The organism is Bacillus sp. KICET-1 (assembly GCF_027721405.1).
In the GTDB taxonomy this organism is placed as follows: domain Bacteria; phylum Bacillota; class Bacilli; order Bacillales; family Bacillaceae; genus Bacillus; species Bacillus velezensis.
In genome coordinates, this window is record NZ_CP113515.1 from 1,722,548 (window position 1) to 1,744,969 (window position 22,422).

Sequence of the window (22,422 nt, forward strand, 5' to 3'; positions counted from 1 at the left end):
CGACCAGAAAAGAATTGTGCATTCCGCAAAGAACGATTATGACACCGGGACCGACAGAAGCTGAACCGAGAGTGCTGAGGGCGATGGGCGCTCCGATCATCGGCCAGTTTGACCCGGCATTTACCGGCATCATGAACGAAACGATGCAAATGCTCCGTGAATTGTTTCAAACGGAAAACCGCTGGGCCTATCCGATTGACGGCACATCAAGAGCGGGGATTGAGGCTGTTCTCGCAAGTGTGATAGAACCGGGCGACAGCGTGCTCGTTCCGATATACGGACGCTTCGGATACCTGCTGACTGAAATCGCCGAGCGATACGGAGCGGACGTTCATATGATCGAGTGTGAATGGGGAACGGTCTTCCGGCCTGACGAGATTATCAGCGAGATGAAAAAGATTTCCCCGAAAATCGTCGCTATGGTGCACGGAGAAACATCAACGGGGCGGATTCACCCGCTGAAAGAAATCGGGGAAGCGTGCCGCGCCCAAGACGCACTCTTTATCGTGGATGCCGTGGCCACGATCGGAGGCTGCGCCGTAAAAACGGATGAATGGAAGATTGACGCAGTCATCGGGGGAACGCAAAAATGCCTATCGGTCCCTTCCGGAATGGCGCCGATTACTTATAATGACCGGACGGCAGCTGTCATTGCCGCGCGTAAAAAGGTAGAACGGGGCATTGCGACGGCGGCTGACGGTAACATGCTGTCCGGTCATCGGCCGATTACGAGCAACTATTTTGATCTGAGCCAGCTCGAAGATTATTGGAGTGAAAGAAGGCTGAATCACCATACAGAAGCGACAGCAATGCTTTATGCGCTGCGGGAGGGTGTGCGTCTTGTCCTGGAAGAAGGACTTGAAGAACGGTTCCGCAGACATCGGCGTCACGAAAAAGCGCTTACGGCGGGACTTGCAGCGATGGGCCTTGATTTATTCGGCGATCCGGAGGCGAAGCTGCCTGTCGTCACATGCGTGCAGATTCCGCCGGAAGCAGACGGCGAAACGATCAGAAGTATGCTTTTGTCTCAATTCGGAATTGAAATCGCCAGCTCATTCGGTCCGCTGCAGGGGAAAATTTGGCGAATCGGAACGATGGGCTACAGCTGCAGAAAGGAAAATGTGCTGTTTGTGCTGGCCGGACTTGAAGCGGTTCTGATCAGACACGGTGTTGCCGTTAAAGCCGGGGAAGCGCTGCAGGCGGCCCTTAACATATATGATCTGCCGGCTGAAACCGGTGTGCTGTCATGAGACTTGAAAACGAGATTGAAATCATCTGGACTTTTTTCCCTTTTGCCCGTTATACTGAATGGTATAAAAAATGACAAATATGGAATGATCATCTGTTTGTCTGGGGAGAAGGTAAGAAATCATGGCGTACATAGGCCGATTGTCAATTTTAATGCTGAATATGTTTATTGCGATGCTTGGAATCGGATTGATTATTCCGATTATGCCCGCATATATTACCGAATTCGGAGCGACGGGCAGCACGATGGGTCTGCTTGTTGCGGCGGCGGGGCTTACACAGCTTTTATTTGCGCCTATTGCCGGGGAAATAACCGACAAATACGGACGGCGGAAACTGATTATTTTCGGCATCGCCGCCTTTGCCGTGTCACAATTGATCTTCGCTTTTGCCGGAAGCCTGTGGCAACTGTTCGCATCCCGGCTTTTGGGCGGAATGGGCGCGGCGTTTTTAATGCCGTCAATGTTCGCTTACATAGCGGATATTACGACCGAAGAAGAACGCGGGAAAGGAATGGGGCTGTTCAGCGCGGCGATGACGCTCGGTGTCGTCATCGGGCCCGGTGTCGGAGGCTATTTGGTTCATTACGGCATGTCTGTGCCGTTCATCGTGTCCGCAAGTCTCGCCTGCTTTTCAACGGTGCTTTCATTTTTCTTTCTGCCCGAAACGCTGGGGCGTGAAAAGCAGCTGGAAGCCCGGGCTAAAACGGAAAAACGTGAGCATCTGTTTAAGCAAATGTCACGCGCGCTCAAATCGCCGTTCGCGTTTATGCTGATTCTGGTTTTTGTGCTGAACTTCGGAATTATGAACTTTGAATCGGTTTTCGGCCTTTACGTTGACCATAAACACGGATTTAAAGCGTCTGATATTGCCTTTATTATTACGGCTGCGGGTCTCATCGGCGTGTTTGTGCAGGCGGTCGGCGTCAGTTATCTCGTCCGCAGGTTCGGGGAAAAACGCGTCATTAACGTGACGTTGATCGGGGCGGCTGCAGGACTTGTGTGGTGCCGGTTTGCTGGTTCATATTGGACCGTTTTTGCCGCGGCAATCTTTTTTCTGACGCTGACATCGCTGCTCCGGCCGGCGGTTAATACGATGCTGTCGAAGCTTGCCGGTGACCAGCAGGGGTTTGCCGGAGGGATGAATACCTCATTCATCAGCTTAGCGAATATCGCCGGACCGTCTGCTGCCGGTTTTCTCTTTGATGTAAATATGGAATTTCCGTATATGCTGGGAGCGGCCATTCTCGCCATCAGTTTTCTGGCCGCGCTTGGCTGGGGCAAAAAGACACAGACCCGGCCGTTCACGCAGCAAGGATAAGAATCAAAAGCCTCCGGGTATCCGGAGGCTTTTTGCTATCTCATAGGGAGGAAAAAAATGAATAGACTTAAAACCCTGTTTATTTTCATTTGCATACTGATCGTCACAACCTCTTGCGGTCTCATCCCAACTGGGAATGAAAAAGAGGAAAGAAGCAGCAATCAAAAGACTGTATTAAAGGATATTGACAATGCGAGTTTTATTGTTGGTTTTTCCAACACTTTAGATAGGGGAAGTGAGATTGGGGTTTACAGTGAAGATGGTACTAAAATGGATAGCTTGGAATTGAAAGATGGTATAAATTTCACGATGTCTTCACATAACAAAAACGATACGTTCTTATCGTCAAATAGAAGCAATACTCACTTGATGATAGACAATAAAACCGGAACAATAAACAAAATAAAAGAAAAGAGTTTGTCAAAAACAACTGAAGATGAAGGTGCTTTCTTTATAAATAGTTCTGACGGTTATATCATCCATGACATTAACGTTGGATATACAGACAAAGGGCTGGAAAGTGAATTGGTATATTGGAAGGAAAACAGCCGAAAAAACAAGAAACAAATAAAGCTTGACGGAGAACTTGGATCAGCAATCGTCGCTAAAAATAAAATTTATGTCATTTCAAGTGATGAAGAAAGTATGTCCATCCTTTCAATTAACCCAGAGACAAATAAGCAAGAGAACAAGGCATCCATACCGAATAAAGGGATATACTTCATGGATGAAAAGGATGCGTTCCAAGCTCTAGATGAAAATACATTTGTACTGGCAGTTAATGATAACGTGAATGAGAAAGAGAATTCTAAGCTCATATTAATAGACAGAGAGACGCTAAAGGTAAAAAAAGAAGTCGAGATGGAGAAAGGGTTTCATCCTGCAAAATTGAAAATAGTAAAAGATAAAGTCTTAGCCGTTTCTTTTGATGGGAAGCTGCAGATATTTGATAAAAAAATGGTTAAGAAAAACTCTTTCAATTTTTATGCGGGGGATATAACAAATTAATGAATGATGTTCAATTCACTGATAGAGAGATGTATGTTTTAATCAAAAACTTTGATATCCAGCGCGATAACAAGCTTGGAGACATCACGTCTTATGATTTGAAATCAGGCAAAAAGGTAAAAACAATCCCGCTAAAAGCAAACAAAGAGTGGGAAATTGCACGTTTTGAAATTTTAAAATAAGTTTAGGTGATTAGATCAGCTCCAGTTCATTCTGCATATATTTACTCATCATTACCAGGAGGTTCCAGCATAGTTCAGTGTACGCTGTATAGGACAATAAGGATCATTGAAGGGATGGATTGACATGAATAGCATCAGGTACATATTGTATTTTGTGATTTCTTTCGTTTTACAGCTTCTCTGGTTCTTCTTAGTAAAAGAAAATTCTAATGCAACTATACTGGACATGTTGATGATGTCTCTATTATTCACATTATTTATGTTCATCTTAGATAAATTTCTCAAAAAAAGCAGGCTGCATAAGGCCTGCTTTTTTTGTTGTAGACTTAAAACTCAAACTAAGATTTATGATCAAGACGAATGAAATTTTGCGGTTTTATTGCGGACATACATAATTTTGGAAATGTTAGAATATGATATAAAAGGAGGAGTGGCCTTGTGAGTTCTCTTTTACCATCATCGGAGGTTGGCGTTAAGATTAATGAATGGTACAAAATGATACGTCAGTTCAGTGTTCCGGATGCGGAGATTTTGAAAGCGGAAGTGGAACAAGAAATAAATGAGATGGAAGAAGACGAGTATCTACTGATTTACTACACCCTCATGAAATTCCGCCATCAGCTTATGCTGGATTATTTAGAACCGGTGACTACCCGCGTGAGACCGACAATTGACGAGCTGCTGGAAAAAATTGAAGCATCAAATAAAGGAATTTCCGGCCTGCTGTTCTATTATTCTTTATTTTTCCGCGGCATGTATGAATTTGATCAAAAGCAGTATGTAAAGGCGATCGGCTTTTATAAAGAGGCTGAAAAACAACTCGTTCATGTGCATGATGAAATTGAGAGAGCGGAGTTTCATTTTAAACTGGCTGAAGCATATTACGGTATGAAACAAAGCCACGTCTCCATGCATCACGTAAAGCAAGCGCTCGATATTTACGATCAGTATGAGTTGTATAAGGTCCGGAAAATTCAATGTCTATTTGTCATATCAGGGAATTATGTAGACTTTAAACGTTATGAAAAAAGCTTGCCGCATTTAGAAAAAGCTTTAGAGTTGTCGAAACAAGTAAACAATAATGAAAGGCTGCTCAGTTCTGCTTATTACAACATAGGAAAGAATTACGGAGACTTAGAAGAATACAATAAAGCTGAAATCTACTTAAAAAAAGCAGCGGAGATATCTGAGAAGTATAAATTGGGTAACCTTCCGCATTCCTTGTTTACATACGCAAAGCTTCTATTTAAACAAGGGAAAACAAGCGAGGCGATTCAAATCAGCAAAAAGGGACTTTCATCAGCGATATTTCAAGGAGATAAGCTGTTTGAATCTCTGCAAAAATATTTGGAGGCTTTATATATTAATGCAATAGACCAAATGGGAATTAAAAAAACAATTGATTACCTTGAGAAAAATAAAAACTATTCGTATGTAGAAGATATTGCTCTTGATACGGCTGCTGTTTATGCAGAGTCAAAGCAATATGACAAATCTTATTTTTATCATCAAAAAATGATTCAAACGCAAAAACAAATTCAGAGGGGAGAATGCCTGTATGAATTTTAGAAAAGGCGTATTTATCATTGTGTCGGCTGTCGTTTTAATGTCAGGGGTCGGTCTAGCAACATCGGCTGTTTCATTTGATGGATCATATCAAGTTTCGTCTGATCGTAATCAAACCTAAGAAGGAGAGTGCCTGTATGAAAAAAAGCATCTTCATTATTTTGGGTCTGTCGTTATCTTTGATATGCGGATTGGGTGTGAACACAGTGGGAAAAACACATGATACCTTTCAAACTGCTTCAGATCGCCTTCAAACTTGAACGACTTACGCCTTTTCTTCGGGAAAGGCTTTTTTAGTTTAGATTAGAGTCTGCTGAAAATCATAACTAACGGCTGACGATATCAACGGAAGCAGATTTTGATGGCAGCATTTTGAGAATGTAGCTGAATGAATCCCCCTTAAATAGGATGCGGGAGAACACCCGCATCCCTGTCTCTAACGATTTCTTAACCGATCAGCCGCTGCATTCTCAGCGCGAGCCGCAGGCGCATCGTCGTTTCCGGATCTTTTAAGCTTTTGCCGAGCAGTTCCTCGCATTTTTCTAAACGATAGATCACCGTATTTCGATGGACGTACAGGCGCTTAGCCGTTTCTGAAATCTGGCAGTGGGTCTCCAGGTAAACAGACAGCGTATGAAGCAGGCTCTGGTCCTCCTTTTGCCGGTCGGCCAGGCTTTGGAGGGTGGCTTCGTAAAACTTTTTCACATCTTCCGCGGGAAGCAGGCGGAGCAGCTCCGGCACGTCTTTGGCATGATAGATTTGAATAAACTCCGCGCTTCTGGACAAATGCCCGGATGAAATGGCGTCTGAAGCTTCGGTAAAAGCGTCAGGGACGTCGATCAGCTTTTGGCATATGTTTGAGATGCCGAAGGAGACAGTCCGTTTAAACTGCGTCAGGACCTGCTTTTGAAACTGCTCCAAAAAGCTGATGACAGACGCGTGCATTTCATTCCAGCTGTCTGTCGCTTCAATTAAAAGAATACCGACATTTCCTTTAATAAAGAGATGAGGGGGAAACGGAAAGGATGACAGCTCCCCTTCAAGCAGTTCAAATACATGATCGGAAACGAGCTGATTTTCGGTAAAGCTGATCGTTTTCTCATTTCGGTCGAGTTTTCCGCAAATGCACATGTATTGCTGATCCCAGCGGAGCCGGAATTCTTTGGCGCGGCTTTTGATTTCTTCATGGCCGGTAAACGAGCGGTCGATGAAATTGCTGAAAAATTCATTGCGCGCCCGTCTGCCGAATTGTTTGATGGCATTTTCTTTCAGCAGTTCAAAGGAAATGACGTTGGCCGCCTGTTCAATTGTCAAAATCATGCCTTTATCAGCGGTCTGCACCAGCTCCGGAATCACCAGATAACCGCAGTTTTTTTCAACATTCAGAATCGGCAGGACAGAATACGCCTTTCTGTCGGACAGCATGGAAAAGCAGGTGAAATAAGGCCCGGAAAGGGAATAACAGATGTTTTTCAATAAAGACGTGTCAATGGGTATGCGGTGGGACGATGATAAGAGTTTTGTATGCTGATCCAAAAGCAGCACGGGAAGCCGGAGAATGTCTGAGAGCTTCTTAAGCAGGGATTGAATCCCCTTGCCGCTCATGATGTGGTTTGTGAATTTTTTATGGGCGTAAATGGCCTGCTGCAGCTCATTTGAACGCATATCAAGAATATGGCTCAGTGTGGCGTTGACGATATCTCCCAGCCTGATGTCTTCCGGCAGCTCAATAATCGGAAATTCATACCGGTCGGCAAGCTCCGCAACATCTTTCGGAATGACATTAAGATAACGTTTCGTTTTGATCCCCAGTCCCGCGCAGCCCCGTTTTGCCATGAGGCGGATCAAATCTTTCAACAGCTGCGGGCGGTCCTTCAAGTGGTAAGCCGTGGTGACGAGCAATTCGTTTTTATGTAAAAAATCAGCGATGTCCGGCGCATCCATCATGTTGACGTGCTGCACCTCCCTCCAGCCGCCGGACTTGCCTGCGATTAATGCGGCCCGCTCATAAGCGGGAATCTTCATCACATCATAAATATTCATCAGTCAATCTCCTTTCAGGTTCTAAAGACAACCATTGGTTAATATGAATAAAAATCATCAAAAATTATAGCGGTTTTGCTGATGTATTACGATCATAGTAGCAGTAAACTGGCAATCATAGACGCATGTTGTGATAAAAACTGACAGAAAATCGTCATCCTTACAGGGAGGAAGATAAAATGGCCTATGACGTAATTGTAAAGGGTGCGAAAGCTGTGCGAAAAGGCGGAACAGAGCGGGCTGATATCGCCATCAAGGACGGAAAAATTGCCTTGATCGGGCCCGGCATTGACGAAAACGCGGAACAAGTGGTGCAGGCGGACGGCATGTATGTGTTTCCGGGAGCGGTCGATTGTCACGTGCATTTCAATGAACCCGGCCGCGAAGAATGGGAAGGCATTGAAACCGGCTCAAACATGCTGGCTGCCGGCGGCTGTACGTCTTATTTTGATATGCCGCTTAACTGCATCCCTTCGACGGTAACTGCTGAAAACCTGCTGGCAAAGGCGGAAATCGCCGAACGGAAGTCAGCGGTTGATTTTGCGCTTTGGGGCGGTTTGATGCCCGGATATACCGAACATATCCGGCCGATGGCAGAAGCGGGGGCAATCGGGTTTAAAGCGTTTCTGTCTAAATCGGGAACGGATGAATTTCAATCAGCCGATGAACGGACTCTTTTAAAGGGAATGAAGGAAATCGCGGTGTGCGGCAAGGTTTTGGCTCTGCACGCAGAAAGCGACGCCCTCACCCGATTCCTTGAAGCCGAGTACGCGCTCCAAGGGAAAATTGATGCCCGCGCTTACGCTTCCTCACGTCCGGAAGAGGCCGAATGCGAGGCTGTGCAGCGGGCGATTGAGTATGCAAGAGCGACGGGATGCGCGCTTCATTTTGTACATATCAGCACGAAACGGGCCGTGCTCTCCATTCAGCAGGCGAAAAAAGACGGATTGGATGTCACCGTTGAAACGTGTCCGCACTACTTATTATTCAGCTTTGAAGACTTCTTCAAAAAAGGGGCGGCTGCCAAATGCGCTCCGCCGCTCCGCTCAGAGGCTGATAAAGAGGAATTGATCGGGGTTTTGGCTGAGGGCCTGATTGATATGGTGTCTTCGGATCATTCTCCCTGTCATCCGTCTTTGAAACGCGAGGATAATATGTTCCTGTCGTGGGGCGGGATCAGCGGAGGCCAATTTACGCTTCTCGGCATGATTCAATTAGCGATCGATCATGGGATTCCGTTTGAACATGTGGCCCGATGGACGGCCGAAGCACCGGCCGAGCGCTTCGGTTTAACGAATAAAGGCCGGCTTGAAGAAGGATTTGACGCTGATTTTGCCATTGTCCGGCCGGAACCTTTTACCGTCACAAAAGAAACGATGTTTTCCAAACATAAGCAAAGCCTGTATGAAGGCCGCACCTTTCCATACCGAATTGCTGCGACCTACAGCAAGGGGCGCTGTGTGTATCAGGATGGCGGTCGTAAGCAGAGCGGGGCATTCGGAACATTCCTGAAGCCTTCTCTAATAAAAGAGCCGATTCTCTGATGAGAATCGGCTTTTTTTGTCGTTTGGAAAGCGGGTCTCGTGGTATCTTTTTATAAAAAGGAGTAAAACACATTGTATGATCAAATCTTGAACATATTAACGGCATCCTGGTCGCGCAAGACTAGTACAAAATGGACGGAAGATTGCCCGGCCAAAGGCCAGTGCGGCGTGACGGCTTTAGTCATCCAAGATGTTTACGGCGGTGACATTCTCAAAACAAAAACCGGCACAAGCTGGCATTTTTATAACCGAATAGACGGGGAGATATATGATTTCACGAGCGGTCAGTTTTCAGAGCCGATCGTCTATCAGCACATTCTTTCTTCCGGAGATGAGGCATTTTCGGACACCAATGAACATCAATATCGGTTCCTGAAAAGTGCATTCAGAAAAAACATGGAAACGGAAAGAGAAAAACACCTGTGATAAACTAGAGTGAGAGGTGAAGGATTGTGATTTATATCGGACTGACGGGGTGGGGGGATCATGACAGCATCTATCCGCCTAAAACGGCGGGCCCGCAAAAACTGCAGGCGTATTCCTCCCATTTTCCCATCGTTGAGCTGGACGCGAGCTTTTACGCGATACAGCCCGCCCGCAATAACGAAAGATGGGTCAAAGAGACGCCGGAATCTTTTCAATTTGTCATTAAGGCATATCAAGGAATGACGGGCCATCAGCGCGGCGATATTCCCTTTGAATCGAAGGAAGAAATGTTTGAGGCGTTTAAGCTGTCATTATCGCCGTATATAGAGCATGGAAAGCTTGCCATGGTGCTGTTCCAATTCCCGCCGTGGTTTGACTGCAAGAAAGAAAACGTCGCATATTTAAGATGGTGCAGGCAGCAGATGGGCGATATTCCGTGCGCGCTTGAATTCCGCAACCGATCTTGGTTTTCCCCGCCATTTTACGAGCAGACGCTTTCCTTTATGAAGGAGGAAGGCTGGATTCACAGCATATGTGACGAGCCGCAAATCGGCGAGGGCAGCATTCCGACCGTCCTGAAAGCAACGGATGAAGAAAAAACGCTTGTCCGTTTTCACGGGCGGAACAAGCAGGGCTGGATCAAACCAGACGGCGGACAAAACTGGCGTGAGGTCAGATATTTATACCGCTATAACAAACAGGAGCTCAAAGATTGGAAAAACAATCTTCAGGAGCTGAAAAAGCAGTCGCGCAATCTGTATGTGCTATTCAACAATAACTCAGGCGGAGACGCCGCCGATAACGGGCTTGAGATGCTTGAAATGTTAGATATCTCATATACCGGGCTTGCTCCGAAGCAGCTCGACCTATTCAGCTAGAAAAGAGGTTTCAAGACACATGTCTTATCTTATATTGATCATATTAGGATTTATCGCGGGAACGGTCGGCAGCCTGATCGGGCTTGGGGGAGGAATTATCATCGTGCCGGCAATGCTCTATTTAAGCACGATGACTCCGTTTTTCCATGACGTAACACCGCAGACTGCCATCGGCACGTCCCTTTTGGTGATTATTTTTACGGGCCTGTCATCAACTCTGGCCTATATGAAATATAAAACCGTTGACTACAAAAGCGGACTGATCTTTTTTATCGGCTCCGGCCCGGGAAGCATCATCGGCGCGTATTTGTCTAAACTTTTTAATGCGCATACGTTTTCCGTCTGGTTCGGACTTTTTATGATTTTGATTTCCATTACATTAATGCTGAAGGCGAAAGCAAAACCGGTCAATAAAGCGCATAAAGGCATGATCCGGACATATGAGGATGAATCGGGTGAGCTTTATACATATTCGTACCGTATTTTCACCGGTATCGTGATTGCCTTTTTCGTCGGTTTATTGGGCGGTCTTTTCGGCATTGGCGGCGGCTCTCTTATGGTTCCGGCCATGATGCTGTTATTTTTGTTCCCGCCGAAAGTGGCTGTGGCGACGTCAATGCTCATTATTTTCTTATCCTCCGTGACGGGTTCCGTGTCACATATCGCAGAGGGCCATGTCAATTGGCTGTATGCGCTGTGCCTCGTTCCGGGCGCGTGGTTCGGCGGCAAAATGGGCGCGTGGGTCAATAAGCGGGTGCAGACGAAAACGATCGTGCTTTTCATGCGGGTCGTCTTGATTTTGATCGGCTGTGAATTGATTTATCAAGGGATATTCAGCTAAAAGGTAGGAGAGATGGTATGTTAGAGAAGCTCCGTTTATATCATACGAATGATTTGCACAGCCATTTCGAAAATTGGCCGAAAATCGTACATTATATTGAGCAGAAGAGAAGTGAGCATGAAAAAGACGGGGAGGAAACACTCGTATTCGACATCGGCGATCATATGGACCGATTCCAAATGATAACGGAAGCGACCTTCGGCAAAGCGAATGTCGACTTGTTAAATCGGCTTGAGATCGATGCGGCTGCCGTCGGGAATAATGAAGGAATTACGCTGCCTCACGATGAGCTGGCGGATTTATATACCCATGCCGCGTTTCCCGTCATTGTGTCCAACCTGTTTGACGCGGACGGACAGCGGCCGGAATGGGCCGAGCCCTACGTGATTAAAACGCTGAAAAACGGGATGACCGCCGGCATACTCGGCGTCACGGTGCCGTATTATCCCGTCTATCAAAAACTCGGCTGGACGGTGACGGATGCGGAAAAAAGCATTCAAGAATCACTTGACGATATCAAGGGCAAAGCGGATATCATCATTCTGCTTTCTCATTTAGGCCTGGTCGATGACCGGGCCGCAGCGGAAAAATTTCCCGACATCGATGTCATTCTTGAATCACATACGCACCACCTTCTTGAGGACGGACAGGACATAAACGGCGTATTGCTTGCATGTGCGGAGAAATACGGGAACTATGTCGGCTGTGTCGAGCTGACGATAGAAAGTGAATCACGAACCATTGTCAGCAAACAGGCATCTGTACAGAAAATGGCTGATTGGCACGGGGAATCTGAAGATACGGCGGCTTTTCTGAAAGAGAAAGAACGGGAAGCGGAAATCCTGCTCTCCGAACAAGTCGCTAATCTGAATGAAGAAGCCGGCGTGAAGTGGTTTGAGGAATCGCCGCTTCCGCTTCTATTAGCCGAAGCGCTGAAAAGCTGGTGCGGCTGTGAAGTCAGCATGGTGAATTCAGGCGTCATTTTGGGGCCTTTACAGAAGGGGCCTGTCACAAAGCTTGACTTGCACCGCATCTGCCCTCATCCGATCAATCCGGTCGCCGTTCGTCTTTCAGGCAGGGAACTCCAGGAAACAATCAGCCAGGCCGCCTCGGAACAAATGGAGCAGCTGCGGATTAAAGGCCTCGGCTTCCGCGGGGAAGTGATGGGCAGGATGGTATATGCCGGAGCGGAGGCAGAGGCCGGCATTCTTGAAGACGGTGTGACGCATCTCCTCAATGTGAAAGTGAACGGAGAAGAGGTGGATCCGGAGCGGATATACTCGGTTGCCGTTCTCGACATGTTTACACTCGGAAAGCTGTTCCCTTACATCCGCGATTCAAAAGAAAAACAATACTTTATGCCGGAGTTTTTAAGAGATCTGCTCGCCTGGGAGCTCGCGCGGCAAGCGTAATGTCAGATATCCGCCGGCCGTTCCATCTCATTTGAGTGAAGGTAAGCTTGACTTTTTAAGAGTAAAAATAAAATACTATGTCCCCCCTTACAAGCATACATTGTGATATGTAAGGGGGGATTTTTCTTGCCTAGATACCGGAGCGCTCTTCGCAAGAGAGGGCCTTTGCCTTTTCGGTATGTGTTGCTTCTGTCGTTTGCTTTTTTTATCATATCGACGGTCATCAGCCTCTGGATGATCAACTCCTCAATCAAACCGGTGCTGATGAACATAGGAGAAATGGAAACCAAACGGGTGGCGACAGAGGTCATTACGGAATCCATTGAAGAATACATGTCTCACAGCGACAATGTGAAAGATATGGTCGATATGAAAACGGATGAAAACGGAAAAGTCACAACGATGGATTTTAATACACAAATGGTCAACAGCATGAAGGCGAAAGTGACAAAGCAGCTTCAGGCTCATTTGAAGGAAGCGGAGTCGAACAATAAGCAGCATGAAACGGAAAAAGGCGCGAAAACGGCCGATGAAATTATGATTAACATCCCTTTAGGGCAGGTCACGGGAAACAGCATTCTCGGAAATCTGGGGCCGAAAATCCCCGTGCGCTTTAACCTGATCGGTGATGCGTTAACTGATGTGAAAACAAAAATAAAGCCGTACGGCATTAACAATGCCCTGATCGATATCAGTATTTTTGTGGAAATTAAAGTGAAGGTCATTATTCCGTTTGCCAGTAAAACATCAGTCGTGACAAATAATATTCCGGTCTCCATTAAAGCGATTCAAGGAGAGGTGCCGCAGTTTTATAACGGAAGCGGCGGATCAGGTGTGACGCCTTCCATCCAGCTGCCGAATGAAAAACAGAAGAAAGATAAATAAAAACACACAGCCGCAATCTTTCCTGGCGGCTGTGTGTTTACTTTTTCCTGCGGATTTCTTTTCGCTCCCATGCCCTTAGATGAGGATACGGGTCAAAAGACCATTCCGATCTGCCGTTATCTTTATACATCCCGTAGTGAAGATGCGGCGGAAATTTTCCCGCGGTGCCCGGCGGTCCGTATCCGGAACTGCCGACAGAGCCGATCACCTCTCCGGGTTTGACGATCTGGCCTTTATGCACACCTTTTGCAAAGCCGTTCAGGTGAGCGAAGTAGTGATACGTGTTATTGATATCCCTGATGCCGATTCTCCAGCCGCCGAAACGGTTCCAGCCCTTCATTTCAACAATACCGTAGCAGGTCGATCTGACGGGGAGCCCGTAATGGGCGAACAGATCCGTTCCTTCGTGAATCCGGCGACCGCCGAAACCCCGCGCGGCGCCCCATGTGCTGCGGTAGCTGTAATCCGTCTTCACGGGAAGCGGAAAAGCGTGCTCTCCGAGATCAAGGCGGCCGAACGTTTTAAACAGTGTCATGAATTCGGTGATAATGCCGACCGTCTGATCGCGGCGGTAATAATTCCAGAGGCCGATGCGGATATGGTCAAGATCCGTTCCGAATCCCGCTAAATACTGAGCAAATGTATAAAGAATATCCTCATCATTGCTGACCTCGGCTTTTCCGTCGCCGTCGCCGTCCAGGCCGATCCCGTCAAATACTTTAATGCTGAGGGGCGCCTCGTCCTTAGGATTTGGATTTTCAGGCCCGCTCCACAAATGATCCGGAATATAAATGCTGATGATTCCCGCTTTTTCCGGCAGATCCTTTCGGTTCGAGCGGACATTTTCTTCATATTGATCAACCGCCGCAAGTACATACCAAGGAATCTGCGTGACTGCTTCGGCTTTGCGGTACAACTGCATCCGTTCGCCGTAAACAGGAGCCGATTGTTCTTTCCCGCTTGCAGCCGGACAGAAAAATGATAAAAGGAGAAGAGCAGATAACAGAACTTTCACAACATGATCTCCTTTCAGGATTAATACAAATAGTTTGCGGCAACAATCCGAGAAAATGTAAGTAATTCTCTTCCCTTGTCGAGAAATTTTTCCTATGTTAAAGTGACTATTGAATAGAAATCCGCAAGTTTTATATCCATCGTGAAATAGAAATTTTTCGCACACGAACATGAATAAAGGGATAATGGAGATGATGGGGAAATGGCAAAGAAAGACGAGCATCTGAGAAAGCCGGAATGGCTCAAAATAAAGCTGAACACGAATGAAAACTATACGGGTCTGAAAAAATTAATGCGTGAAAATAATCTGCATACCGTATGTGAAGAAGCAAAATGCCCGAACATCCATGAATGCTGGGCTGTCAGACGTACGGCGACGTTCATGATTCTCGGTTCCGTCTGTACGAGAGCATGCCGCTTCTGCGCTGTCAAAACGGGTCTGCCGACTGAGCTGGATCTGCAGGAACCGGAACGCGTAGCTGATTCCGTCGCGCTGATGAACTTAAAACACGCCGTCATCACGGCCGTGGCGCGTGATGATCAGAAAGACGGCGGAGCAGGCGTCTTTGCGGAAACGGTCCGGGCGATCCGCAGAAAAAGCCCGTTCACGACAATTGAAGTGCTGCCATCCGATATGGGCGGAAATTACGACAACCTGAAAACATTAATGGATACCCGTCCTGATATTCTGAACCACAACATTGAAACCGTCCGCCGCCTGACACCGAGAGTCCGGGCCCGCGCAACATATGACCGTTCTTTGGAATTCTTGCGCCGTGCGAAAGAAATGCAGCCTGACATCCCGACGAAATCAAGCATTATGATCGGTCTCGGCGAAACGAAGGAAGAAATTATTGAAGTGATGGACGACCTGCTTGCGAACAATGTCGACATCATGGCGATCGGCCAATACCTGCAGCCGTCGAAAAAACATTTAAAAGTCCAAAAATATTATCATCCCGACGAATTTGCCGAACTGAAAGAAATCGCGATGCAAAAAGGCTTCAGCCACTGTGAAGCAGGCCCGCTTGTCCGTTCTTCCTACCATGCGGATGAACAAGTGAACGAAGCGTCTAAAAAACGCCAGGCCCAAGCATAAGATAAGCCGAAAAAACCCAAAACGCCGCAGGTTTTGGGTTTTTTGTGATGGAGCCGTTTTTGCAGGGAAAAAGTCATTCTTGAATAAGGATCGTCTGAACCGCTACACTGGATATAAAGAGGAAAAATTCTCCGTCCGTCCGAACCGTCTCATTTTGCAATTGATGGACAGAAGTCAATGAATTATGATAGTAAAGAGTGATAAAAGAGGTGAAGACATGATTCTTATTCAAAATGCCGAGTTTGAACTCGTACACGATTTTAAAAACGGCTTTAATGAAGAAGCGTTCAAAGCCCGCTATTCGGACATATTAAATAAATATGATTACATTGTGGGAGACTGGGGATACAGTCAGCTGCGGCTCAAAGGCTTCTTTGATGACCAGAATCAAAAAGCAACCTTTGAAACGAAAATCAGCACATTGGACGAATACATTTACGAATACTGCAATTTCGGCTGCGCGTATTTTGTTTTAAAACGAATCAGAAAATAATTGATGCAGAAGGGGATGCTGTCACGTGTATTTTGTTGACAGAAATAATATCGAACAAACACTCCGTTTTTTTGAGACCCAGCTGGCGCTGTTTGACAGCACGCCTGCATGGCAGAGCGAAATCGAAAAAAGGGCGCTTGAGCGGATCAGCCATCTTATGATCGAATGCATTCTCGATGTCGGAAATGATATGATTGACGGCTTTATCATGCGCGATCCGGGGAGTTATGACGACATCATGGATATTCTGACGGATGAAAAGGTGGTAGCTGAGGATGAAGGAAATAAGCTGAAGCAACTGATCTCTTCCAGAAAGCGGCTTGTACAGGAATATCAGCACGCCGACCATCAGGAGCTGTTAACGCTGATCACGTCAAACAGAGATGTGCTGAAAGCCTTTCCGGCCCGTGTAAGAACCTACCTGGAAACAGAATTAGGGCCTGTTTCCGCATTTAAATAACAACGAGTGAGAAAATCCACAGGAGTGTTGAGTATGAAGGATTATAAAGGGTATTTGATAGATTTGGACGGCACAATGTACAACGGGACGGAAAAAATCGAAGAAGCGTGTGAATTCGTGAGAACGCTTAAAGCGCGCGGCATTCCGTATTTATTCGTGACGAACAATTCTTCCCGGACGCCGAAGCAGGTGGCGGACAAGCTGATGAGCTTTGACATTCCGGCATCTGAAGAGCAGGTCTTCACGACGAGCATGGCGACTGCGCAGCATATCGCCCAGCAGAAAAAAGACGCGTCGGTGTATGTGATCGGCGAAGAAGGCATCCGTCAGGCCATTGAAGAAAACGGGCTGAGCTTCGGAGAAGAAAACGCGGACTTTGTCGTTGTGGGAATCGACCGCGGCATTACATATGAAAAGTTGGCAACGGGATGCCTTGCGATCAGAAACGGCGCCCGGTTCATTTCAACAAACGGCGACGTCGCCATTCCGACTGAAAGAGGGCTTTTACCAGGGAACGGTTCGCTCACATCCGTTTTGACGGTGTCAACGGGCGTTGAGCCTGTCTTTATCGGCAAGCCTGAATCCATTATTATGGAACAGGCGATGCGTGTGCTCGGAACGGATATTTCCGAAACACTCATGGTCGGCGATAACTATGCCACGGATATTATAGCCGGCATCAATGCGGGCATGGATACGCTGCTGGTTCATACCGGAGTGACAAAGCGTGAGCATATGGCAGATTACGACCAGAAGCCGACATATGCGATTGACTCTTTAACCGAATGGATTGAACATCTATAAAAAAGGGACGGCCATGACGGCCGTCCTTATTCTGTATTTCTGGCGCTGTGGGCAAGCCGGCTTGAAGCCGCTGCTGCGATTGCGCCGACGATATCATCAAGAAACGTATGGCATTCGCCCGTAGATTTATCATTTAACCGCCCGAGAATACCGGGTTTTTCTTTGTCAATGTAGCCGTAATTCGTAAAGCCGATTGAGCCGTATATATTCACGATAGAGAAGGCGAGCACCTCGTCAACCCCATACAGGCTTTCATCAATCGCCAGAATAGTCTGAAGCGGTTCAGACAGCTTTTTTTGTTCGGCGAGCACATCTAATTCTATTCCCGTTAAAATGGCGTTTTGCACCTCGCGTTTTGCGATGACACGGTCCACATTGAGCCTGCATACCTCCATCGTCAAATCAGGATGATATTTTTTTTGAAGGAAATACACCAGCTCGGCAATATCGTCCGTCTCAACCCCCCGTTCTTTTAAACGCGCCCTGGCGACAGCTTCCACCTGATTCAGTTGTTCCTTTTCTGACATTTGCTTCACCCAATCTTTTTTTACTAGTTTATACAACATCCTTCCGATGTGTACGATGTTTCTCCACTTGATTCAAAGGATTACAATATGTATTCATAATTCCGCCGGCGTATGACTACGATGTGAATAGCTCTAATTTTTCAGGCAGGTGATTATGATGAAAAGCATCATTAAAGAAAAATACGGCATCCACGTCAGACAGCTCTCCGTTTATCAGAAATACCAATGCTTCCAGACGCCAAATTCCTTCTTTCTTATTATTCCCGTCTCCGGATTTTCGCAATCAGAGCTGACGGAGCTTTACTACATGAGTCAGTATTTACAAGAACAAAGTGACCCATACGTTTCAGTGTTTATCTTTACGAAGGAAGGAGAACTGACCTTTGAGGACGAAGGCAAAACGTATGCGCTCTTAAAAGCGCCGATTCCCGTCTCAAACCGGTCGTTTTCTGTCGGAGGGGAGCTTGCCGAATTTCACAGAAAAGGGCGGGGTTTTCCGTACGAAGTGAAAGAAGCGGGCAGGATCGGCCAATGGAAGGACTTATGGGGAAAACGGGTGGATCAGCTGGAATCATTCTGGATGCAGAAAATTCATATGTCTCCGCTTGAACCGTTCGAAAAGAAAATGATCGAAGCATTTCCTTATTATTCAGGCTTAGCGGAAAACGCCATTCAATATTTAGTGGATACGGAGCTGGATGACAATCCCGGCGCAGAGGACTCGGGGACAATCTGCCATCAGCGGATGGAACGGGATACCTGGTCGGAGGAATCATTGATCCGCATTCCGGGCGATTGGGTATTCGACCATGCCGCCCGTGATATTGCGGAATATATGCGCAGCACATATTTGTATCATCGTGACGACCTGCTCAAAAATGGGTTTTTGTTTCTGCAGGAATATGAGCAAGTTACGCCGTTATCCTCCTTTTCCAAGCGCCTGTTTTACAGCCGCCTGCTGTTTCCGCTCCATTTCTTCGAGACGGTGGAGAGCTATTACATTTCTCATGATTCTGAAAAACAGTTTTACGAAGAGCAGCTTGACTACATTCTTGCCGACTGCACCCGCTATGAACAGTTTTTACAGACATGTCACGACATGATGAATGTCAGGTCGGCGCAGGTTTTTGTCCCGCCTGTGGCGTGGCTCGGAAAAGGAATCAGTTCGTAAGAAAATATGACGTAAAAATATTTAGAAAATAGGGAATCTTGTCATATCAGCGTGTTAAGCGTTTTCATAGCCGCAGAAACAATATTCAGCCGCTTGTCAAAACAAATGCGGGCTTATATAATATTTGTAACTTAAATGTCTGTGAAGGGTTAACAATTGTCCTTTTCTAGTGGACAAAAGGAAGAAAGGTGGAGTTTCTCTTTGGAAGCGATTCGTATTGGACTGTTAGGACTGGGAACCGTGGGAAGCGGTGTCGTCAAAATTATACAAGATCATCAGGATAAGCTTATGCACCAGGTCGGCTGTCCGGTGACGATCAAAAAAGTGCTAGTTAAAGATATTGATAAAAAACGAGACGCAGACCTGCCGAAAGAAGTGCTGACGACAGAAGTCTATGATGTAATCGATGACCCTGAGGTCGACGTGATTATTGAAGTCATCGGCGGTGTCGAACAGACGAAGCAATATCTTCTTGATGCCTTGAAAGCGAAAAAACATGTTGTGACCGCAAATAAAGATCTGATCGCCGTATATGGCTCAGAGCTTTTAGCCGCCGCAAAGGAAAATGGCTGTGACTTGTATTATGAAGCGAGTGTCGCCGGCGGAATCCCGATTTTACGCACGCTCGAAGAAGGCCTTTCCTCTGACCGGATCACAAAAATGATGGGAATCGTCAACGGAACGACGAACTTCATCTTAACGAAAATGATTAAAGAAAAAAGCCCGTATGAGGAAGTGCTGAAAGAAGCGCAGGATCTCGGATTCGCGGAAGCGGACCCGACCGCCGATGTAGAAGGGCTCGATGCCGCGCGCAAGATGGCGATTTTAGCCCGTCTCGGCTTCTCTATGGACGTTGATCTGGACGATGTCAAAGTAAAAGGAATTTCCCGGATCACGGATGAAGACATCAGCTTCAGCAAACGGCTCGGCTATACGATGAAGCTGATCGGCATCGCCCAGCGTGATGACAATAAAATCGAAGTCAGCGTTCAGCCGACACTGCTGCCGGATCATCATCCGCTCTCTGCGGTGCATAACGAGTTTAATGCCGTTTACGTGTACGGAGAAGCCGTAGGCGAAACGATGTTTTACGGCCCCGGAGCCGGAAGCATGCCGACTGCGACATCAGTCGTTTCCGATCTGGTCGCGGTCATGAAAAACATGCGTCTCGGCGTAAACGGAAACAGCTTTGTCGCCCCGCAGTTTGAAAGAAATCTGAAGCAGCCGTCTGATATCTACGCCCAGCAGTTTTTAAGAATTCATGTCAAAGACCAGGTCGGCTCTTTTTCAAAAATCACATCAGCCTTCTCAGAGCGCGGCGTCAGCTTTGAAAAAATTCTGCAGCTGCCGATCAAAGGCCATGACGATCTCGCGGAAATCGTGATCGTCACGCATCATACATCGGAAGAAGATTTCAGTGACATTCTGCAAAACTTAAATGACCTCGAAGTTGTACAAGAAGTAAAAAGCACATATCGTGTAGAAGGGAACGGTTGGAGCTAATGTGGAAAGGACTCATCCATCAATATAAAGAATTTCTGCCGGTGACGGATCGGACGCCGGCCCTGACATTGCATGAAGGCAACACGCCGCTGATTCACCTCCCGAAGCTTTCTGAAAAGCTCGGAATTGAACTGCATGTAAAAACAGAGGGCGTTAATCCGACGGGATCCTTTAAAGACCGCGGCATGGTCATGGCGGTCGCCAAAGCGAAAGAAGAAGGCAATGATACCATCATGTGCGCCTCAACAGGCAACACATCCGCGGCGGCTGCGGCATACGCGGCGAGAGCCGGCATGAAATGCATCGTCATCATCCCGGACGGGAAAATCGCCTTCGGAAAGCTTGCGCAAGCCGTCATGTACGGTGCGGAAATCATCGCGATTGACGGAAACTTTGACGACGCGCTGGCCATCGTCCGGTCGATTTGTGAAAAATCACCGATTGCATTAGTGAATTCAGTAAACCCTTACCGGATTGAAGGGCAAAAAACAGCGGCCTTTGAAGTATGTGAACAGCTCGGCGGAGCGCCGGACATTCTGGCGATCCCGGTAGGAAACGCCGGGAATATCACGGCCTACTGGAAAGGGTTCAAAGAATATCATGAGAAAAACGGCACCGGACTTCCGAAGATGCGCGGTTTTGAGGCGGAAGGTTCTGCGGCTATCGTCCGCGGCGAAGTCATTAAAAATCCCGAAACCGTTGCGACGGCAATCCGGATCGGGAACCCTGCCAGCTGGGACAAAGCCGTGCTCGCTGCGGAAGAATCAGCCGGAAAAATTGATGAAGTCACAGATGAAGAAATTCTTCACGCTTATCAGCTGATTGCCCGTGAAGAAGGCGTGTTTGCCGAACCGGGCTCCTGTGCATCCATCGCCGGCGTTTTGAAACAGGTGAAATCCGGTGAAATTCCAAAAGGCAGCAAGGTTGTCGCAGTCTTGACCGGAAACGGCCTGAAAGATCCGAACACGGCTGTGGACGTATCTGACATAAAACCGATCACGCTGCCGACAGATGAGGACAGTATTCTGGAATACTTAAATGGAGCGGCGCGTGTATGAATGAGGCGGAGATGCTGTTTTCCATTACGGTTCCGGGAAGCACCGCCAACTTAGGGCCTGGGTTTGATTCCATCGGGATGGCGCTCAGCAGATATTTGAAGCTTTCGGTTTTCCGAAACGATGAATGGCAGTTCTCGGCGGAAACCGAAACTGTCGCGGGCATCCCTCAAGGAACGGACAACCTCATCTACCAAGTCGCCAAACGGACGGCTGACCGCTATCAGAAAGAGCTGCCGCCCGCCCATGTCAAAGTATGGAGTGACATCCCCCTTGCGCGGGGTCTCGGAAGCAGCGCGGCCGCTATCGTCGCTGCCATTGAGCTTGCGGATGAGTTATGCGGCCTGCAGCTTTCGGAAAGCGACAAGCTGCACTTAGCCAGTCTTGAAGAGGGACACCCTGATAATGCCGCTGCTTCCCTTGCAGGAGGGCTTGTGATCGGCCTTCACGAAGAAGATGAAACACATATCGTGCGTGTTGCCGAAGCGGATATCGACGTTGTGGCAGTGATTCCGTTTTACGAAGTTCTGACCAGGGACGCAAGAGACGTGCTCCCGAAAGAGCTGCCGTACCGGCACGCCGTTAAAGCAAGCGCCGTCAGCAACCTTCTCGTTGCTGCGATCATGTCAAATGACTGGGCGCTCGCCGGGAAAATGATGAGAAAAGACATGCTCCATCAGCCGTACCGCGCCATGCTTGTTCCTGAGCTTTCAAAGGTGGAACATGCGGCCGAAATGAAAGGCGCTTACGGAACGGCGCTGAGCGGAGCGGGACCGACGATTCTTGTTCTGATTGAAAAAGGAAAGGGAGAAGAGCTGAGAAAACAGCTTTCTGAGCATTTCCCGCACTGTGAGATTGCGGCGCTTACCGTCCCGTCAGAAGGAAGCGTAATTGAACGGAATCCTTTAGAGCAGGTGAAAAGTGTATAATGATAAAAAAGCGT

Annotated in this window: 22 protein-coding genes; 19 read left to right on the top strand and 3 right to left on the bottom strand. The window is 47.3% G+C overall.

Annotated elements, in window-relative coordinates:
* The first annotated feature begins 38 nt into the window (after nucleotides 1–38).
* From OVA33_RS08820 to OVA33_RS08840, 5 genes are all read left to right on the top strand, one after another.
* Nucleotides 39–1,250 carry a pyridoxal-phosphate-dependent aminotransferase family protein gene (locus OVA33_RS08820; protein WP_272930795.1) on the top strand — a complete coding sequence of 404 codons (1,212 nt, stop codon included), beginning with the start codon at nucleotides 39–41 and terminating at the stop codon, nucleotides 1,248–1,250.
* 121 nt (nucleotides 1,251–1,371) lie between these two features.
* The gene (locus OVA33_RS08825) at nucleotides 1,372–2,568 is read left to right on the top strand and encodes an MFS transporter (protein WP_025650315.1); all 1,197 of its coding nucleotides are present in this window, start codon (nucleotides 1,372–1,374) and stop codon (nucleotides 2,566–2,568) included.
* A 57-nt stretch (nucleotides 2,569–2,625) separates the two neighbouring features.
* Nucleotides 2,626–3,576, top strand: coding sequence for a hypothetical protein (locus tag OVA33_RS08830; RefSeq protein ID WP_223255046.1), 951 nt, complete (start codon nucleotides 2,626–2,628; stop codon nucleotides 3,574–3,576).
* Nucleotides 3,576–3,758: a hypothetical protein gene (locus OVA33_RS08835; RefSeq protein WP_223255047.1), complete on the top strand. Its 183-nt coding sequence runs from the start codon at nucleotides 3,576–3,578 to the stop codon at nucleotides 3,756–3,758. The genes OVA33_RS08830 and OVA33_RS08835 overlap by 1 nt, the downstream gene beginning before the upstream one ends.
* A gap of 438 nt (nucleotides 3,759–4,196) precedes the next feature.
* Entirely contained in the window at nucleotides 4,197–5,327 is a 1,131-nt protein-coding gene (locus OVA33_RS08840; RefSeq protein WP_063637108.1) for a response regulator aspartate phosphatase, read from the top strand.
* Nucleotides 5,328–5,771: 444 nt separating this feature from the next.
* On the opposite strand, the gene OVA33_RS08845 is transcribed toward OVA33_RS08840, so the two are convergent.
* On the bottom strand, nucleotides 5,772–7,367 hold the full coding sequence (locus OVA33_RS08845) for a PucR family transcriptional regulator (RefSeq protein ID WP_063637053.1): 1,596 nt from the start codon (nucleotides 7,365–7,367) through the stop codon (nucleotides 5,772–5,774).
* Nucleotides 7,368–7,546: 179 nt separating this feature from the next.
* On the opposite strand from OVA33_RS08845, the gene OVA33_RS08850 reads away from it, so the two are divergent.
* The 6 genes from OVA33_RS08850 to yunB all read left to right on the top strand — a co-directional run bounded on the left by OVA33_RS08850 (nucleotide 7,547) and on the right by yunB (nucleotide 13,353).
* Nucleotides 7,547–8,911: an allantoinase gene (locus OVA33_RS08850; protein WP_017419462.1), complete on the top strand. Its 1,365-nt coding sequence runs from the start codon at nucleotides 7,547–7,549 to the stop codon at nucleotides 8,909–8,911.
* Between the two features lie 72 nt (nucleotides 8,912–8,983).
* Nucleotides 8,984–9,337: a YunG family protein gene (locus tag OVA33_RS08855; protein ID WP_017419461.1), complete on the top strand. Its 354-nt coding sequence runs from the start codon at nucleotides 8,984–8,986 to the stop codon at nucleotides 9,335–9,337.
* A 26-nt stretch (nucleotides 9,338–9,363) separates the two neighbouring features.
* Nucleotides 9,364–10,215, top strand: coding sequence for a DUF72 domain-containing protein (locus OVA33_RS08860; protein ID WP_014418802.1), 852 nt, complete (start codon nucleotides 9,364–9,366; stop codon nucleotides 10,213–10,215).
* Nucleotides 10,216–10,234: 19 nt separating this feature from the next.
* Nucleotides 10,235–11,056, top strand: coding sequence for a sulfite exporter TauE/SafE family protein (locus tag OVA33_RS08865; RefSeq protein WP_007613562.1), 822 nt, complete (start codon nucleotides 10,235–10,237; stop codon nucleotides 11,054–11,056).
* A gap of 17 nt (nucleotides 11,057–11,073) precedes the next feature.
* Entirely contained in the window at nucleotides 11,074–12,468 is a 1,395-nt protein-coding gene (locus tag OVA33_RS08870; protein WP_063637052.1) for a bifunctional metallophosphatase/5'-nucleotidase, read from the top strand.
* 126 nt (nucleotides 12,469–12,594) lie between these two features.
* Nucleotides 12,595–13,353, top strand: coding sequence for a sporulation protein YunB (gene yunB / locus OVA33_RS08875; protein WP_039253993.1), 759 nt, complete (start codon nucleotides 12,595–12,597; stop codon nucleotides 13,351–13,353).
* Between the two features lie 37 nt (nucleotides 13,354–13,390).
* On the opposite strand, the gene lytH is transcribed toward yunB, so the two are convergent.
* Nucleotides 13,391–14,368, bottom strand: a complete 978-nt coding sequence (gene lytH / locus OVA33_RS08880) for an L-Ala--D-Glu endopeptidase (RefSeq protein ID WP_003151918.1) — start codon at nucleotides 14,366–14,368, stop codon at nucleotides 13,391–13,393.
* A gap of 201 nt (nucleotides 14,369–14,569) precedes the next feature.
* On the opposite strand from lytH, the gene lipA reads away from it, so the two are divergent.
* From lipA to OVA33_RS08900, 4 genes are all read left to right on the top strand, one after another.
* Nucleotides 14,570–15,466, top strand: coding sequence for a lipoyl synthase (lipA, locus tag OVA33_RS08885; protein WP_003151923.1), 897 nt, complete (start codon nucleotides 14,570–14,572; stop codon nucleotides 15,464–15,466).
* Nucleotides 15,467–15,683: 217 nt separating this feature from the next.
* The gene (locus OVA33_RS08890; protein WP_003151928.1) at nucleotides 15,684–15,959 is read left to right on the top strand and encodes a YutD family protein; all 276 of its coding nucleotides are present in this window, start codon (nucleotides 15,684–15,686) and stop codon (nucleotides 15,957–15,959) included.
* A gap of 25 nt (nucleotides 15,960–15,984) precedes the next feature.
* Nucleotides 15,985–16,419: a DUF86 domain-containing protein gene (locus OVA33_RS08895; RefSeq protein ID WP_063637051.1), complete on the top strand. Its 435-nt coding sequence runs from the start codon at nucleotides 15,985–15,987 to the stop codon at nucleotides 16,417–16,419.
* Nucleotides 16,420–16,452: 33 nt separating this feature from the next.
* Nucleotides 16,453–17,223: a TIGR01457 family HAD-type hydrolase gene (locus OVA33_RS08900; RefSeq protein WP_022553728.1), complete on the top strand. Its 771-nt coding sequence runs from the start codon at nucleotides 16,453–16,455 to the stop codon at nucleotides 17,221–17,223.
* Between the two features lie 26 nt (nucleotides 17,224–17,249).
* On the opposite strand, the gene OVA33_RS08905 is transcribed toward OVA33_RS08900, so the two are convergent.
* Nucleotides 17,250–17,750: a phosphatidylglycerophosphatase A family protein gene (locus OVA33_RS08905; RefSeq protein WP_003151934.1), complete on the bottom strand. Its 501-nt coding sequence runs from the start codon at nucleotides 17,748–17,750 to the stop codon at nucleotides 17,250–17,252.
* Nucleotides 17,751–17,904: 154 nt separating this feature from the next.
* Between OVA33_RS08905 and yutH the strand changes: the two genes are divergently transcribed.
* The 4 genes from yutH to thrB all read left to right on the top strand — a co-directional run bounded on the left by yutH (nucleotide 17,905) and on the right by thrB (nucleotide 22,408).
* Complete coding sequence (gene yutH / locus OVA33_RS08910) at nucleotides 17,905–18,921, top strand: spore coat-associated protein CotNH (RefSeq protein WP_087634931.1); 1,017 nt, start codon at nucleotides 17,905–17,907, stop codon at nucleotides 18,919–18,921.
* A gap of 201 nt (nucleotides 18,922–19,122) precedes the next feature.
* Nucleotides 19,123–20,424 carry a homoserine dehydrogenase gene (locus OVA33_RS08915; protein WP_007613551.1) on the top strand — a complete coding sequence of 434 codons (1,302 nt, stop codon included), beginning with the start codon at nucleotides 19,123–19,125 and terminating at the stop codon, nucleotides 20,422–20,424.
* Entirely contained in the window at nucleotides 20,424–21,482 is a 1,059-nt protein-coding gene (gene thrC, locus OVA33_RS08920) for a threonine synthase (protein WP_014721762.1), read from the top strand. Before OVA33_RS08915 ends, thrC begins: the two co-directional genes overlap by 1 nt.
* Nucleotides 21,479–22,408 carry a homoserine kinase gene (thrB, locus tag OVA33_RS08925; RefSeq protein WP_017419454.1) on the top strand — a complete coding sequence of 310 codons (930 nt, stop codon included), beginning with the start codon at nucleotides 21,479–21,481 and terminating at the stop codon, nucleotides 22,406–22,408. The genes thrC and thrB overlap by 4 nt, the downstream gene beginning before the upstream one ends.
* The last annotated feature ends 14 nt before the right edge of the window (nucleotides 22,409–22,422 follow it).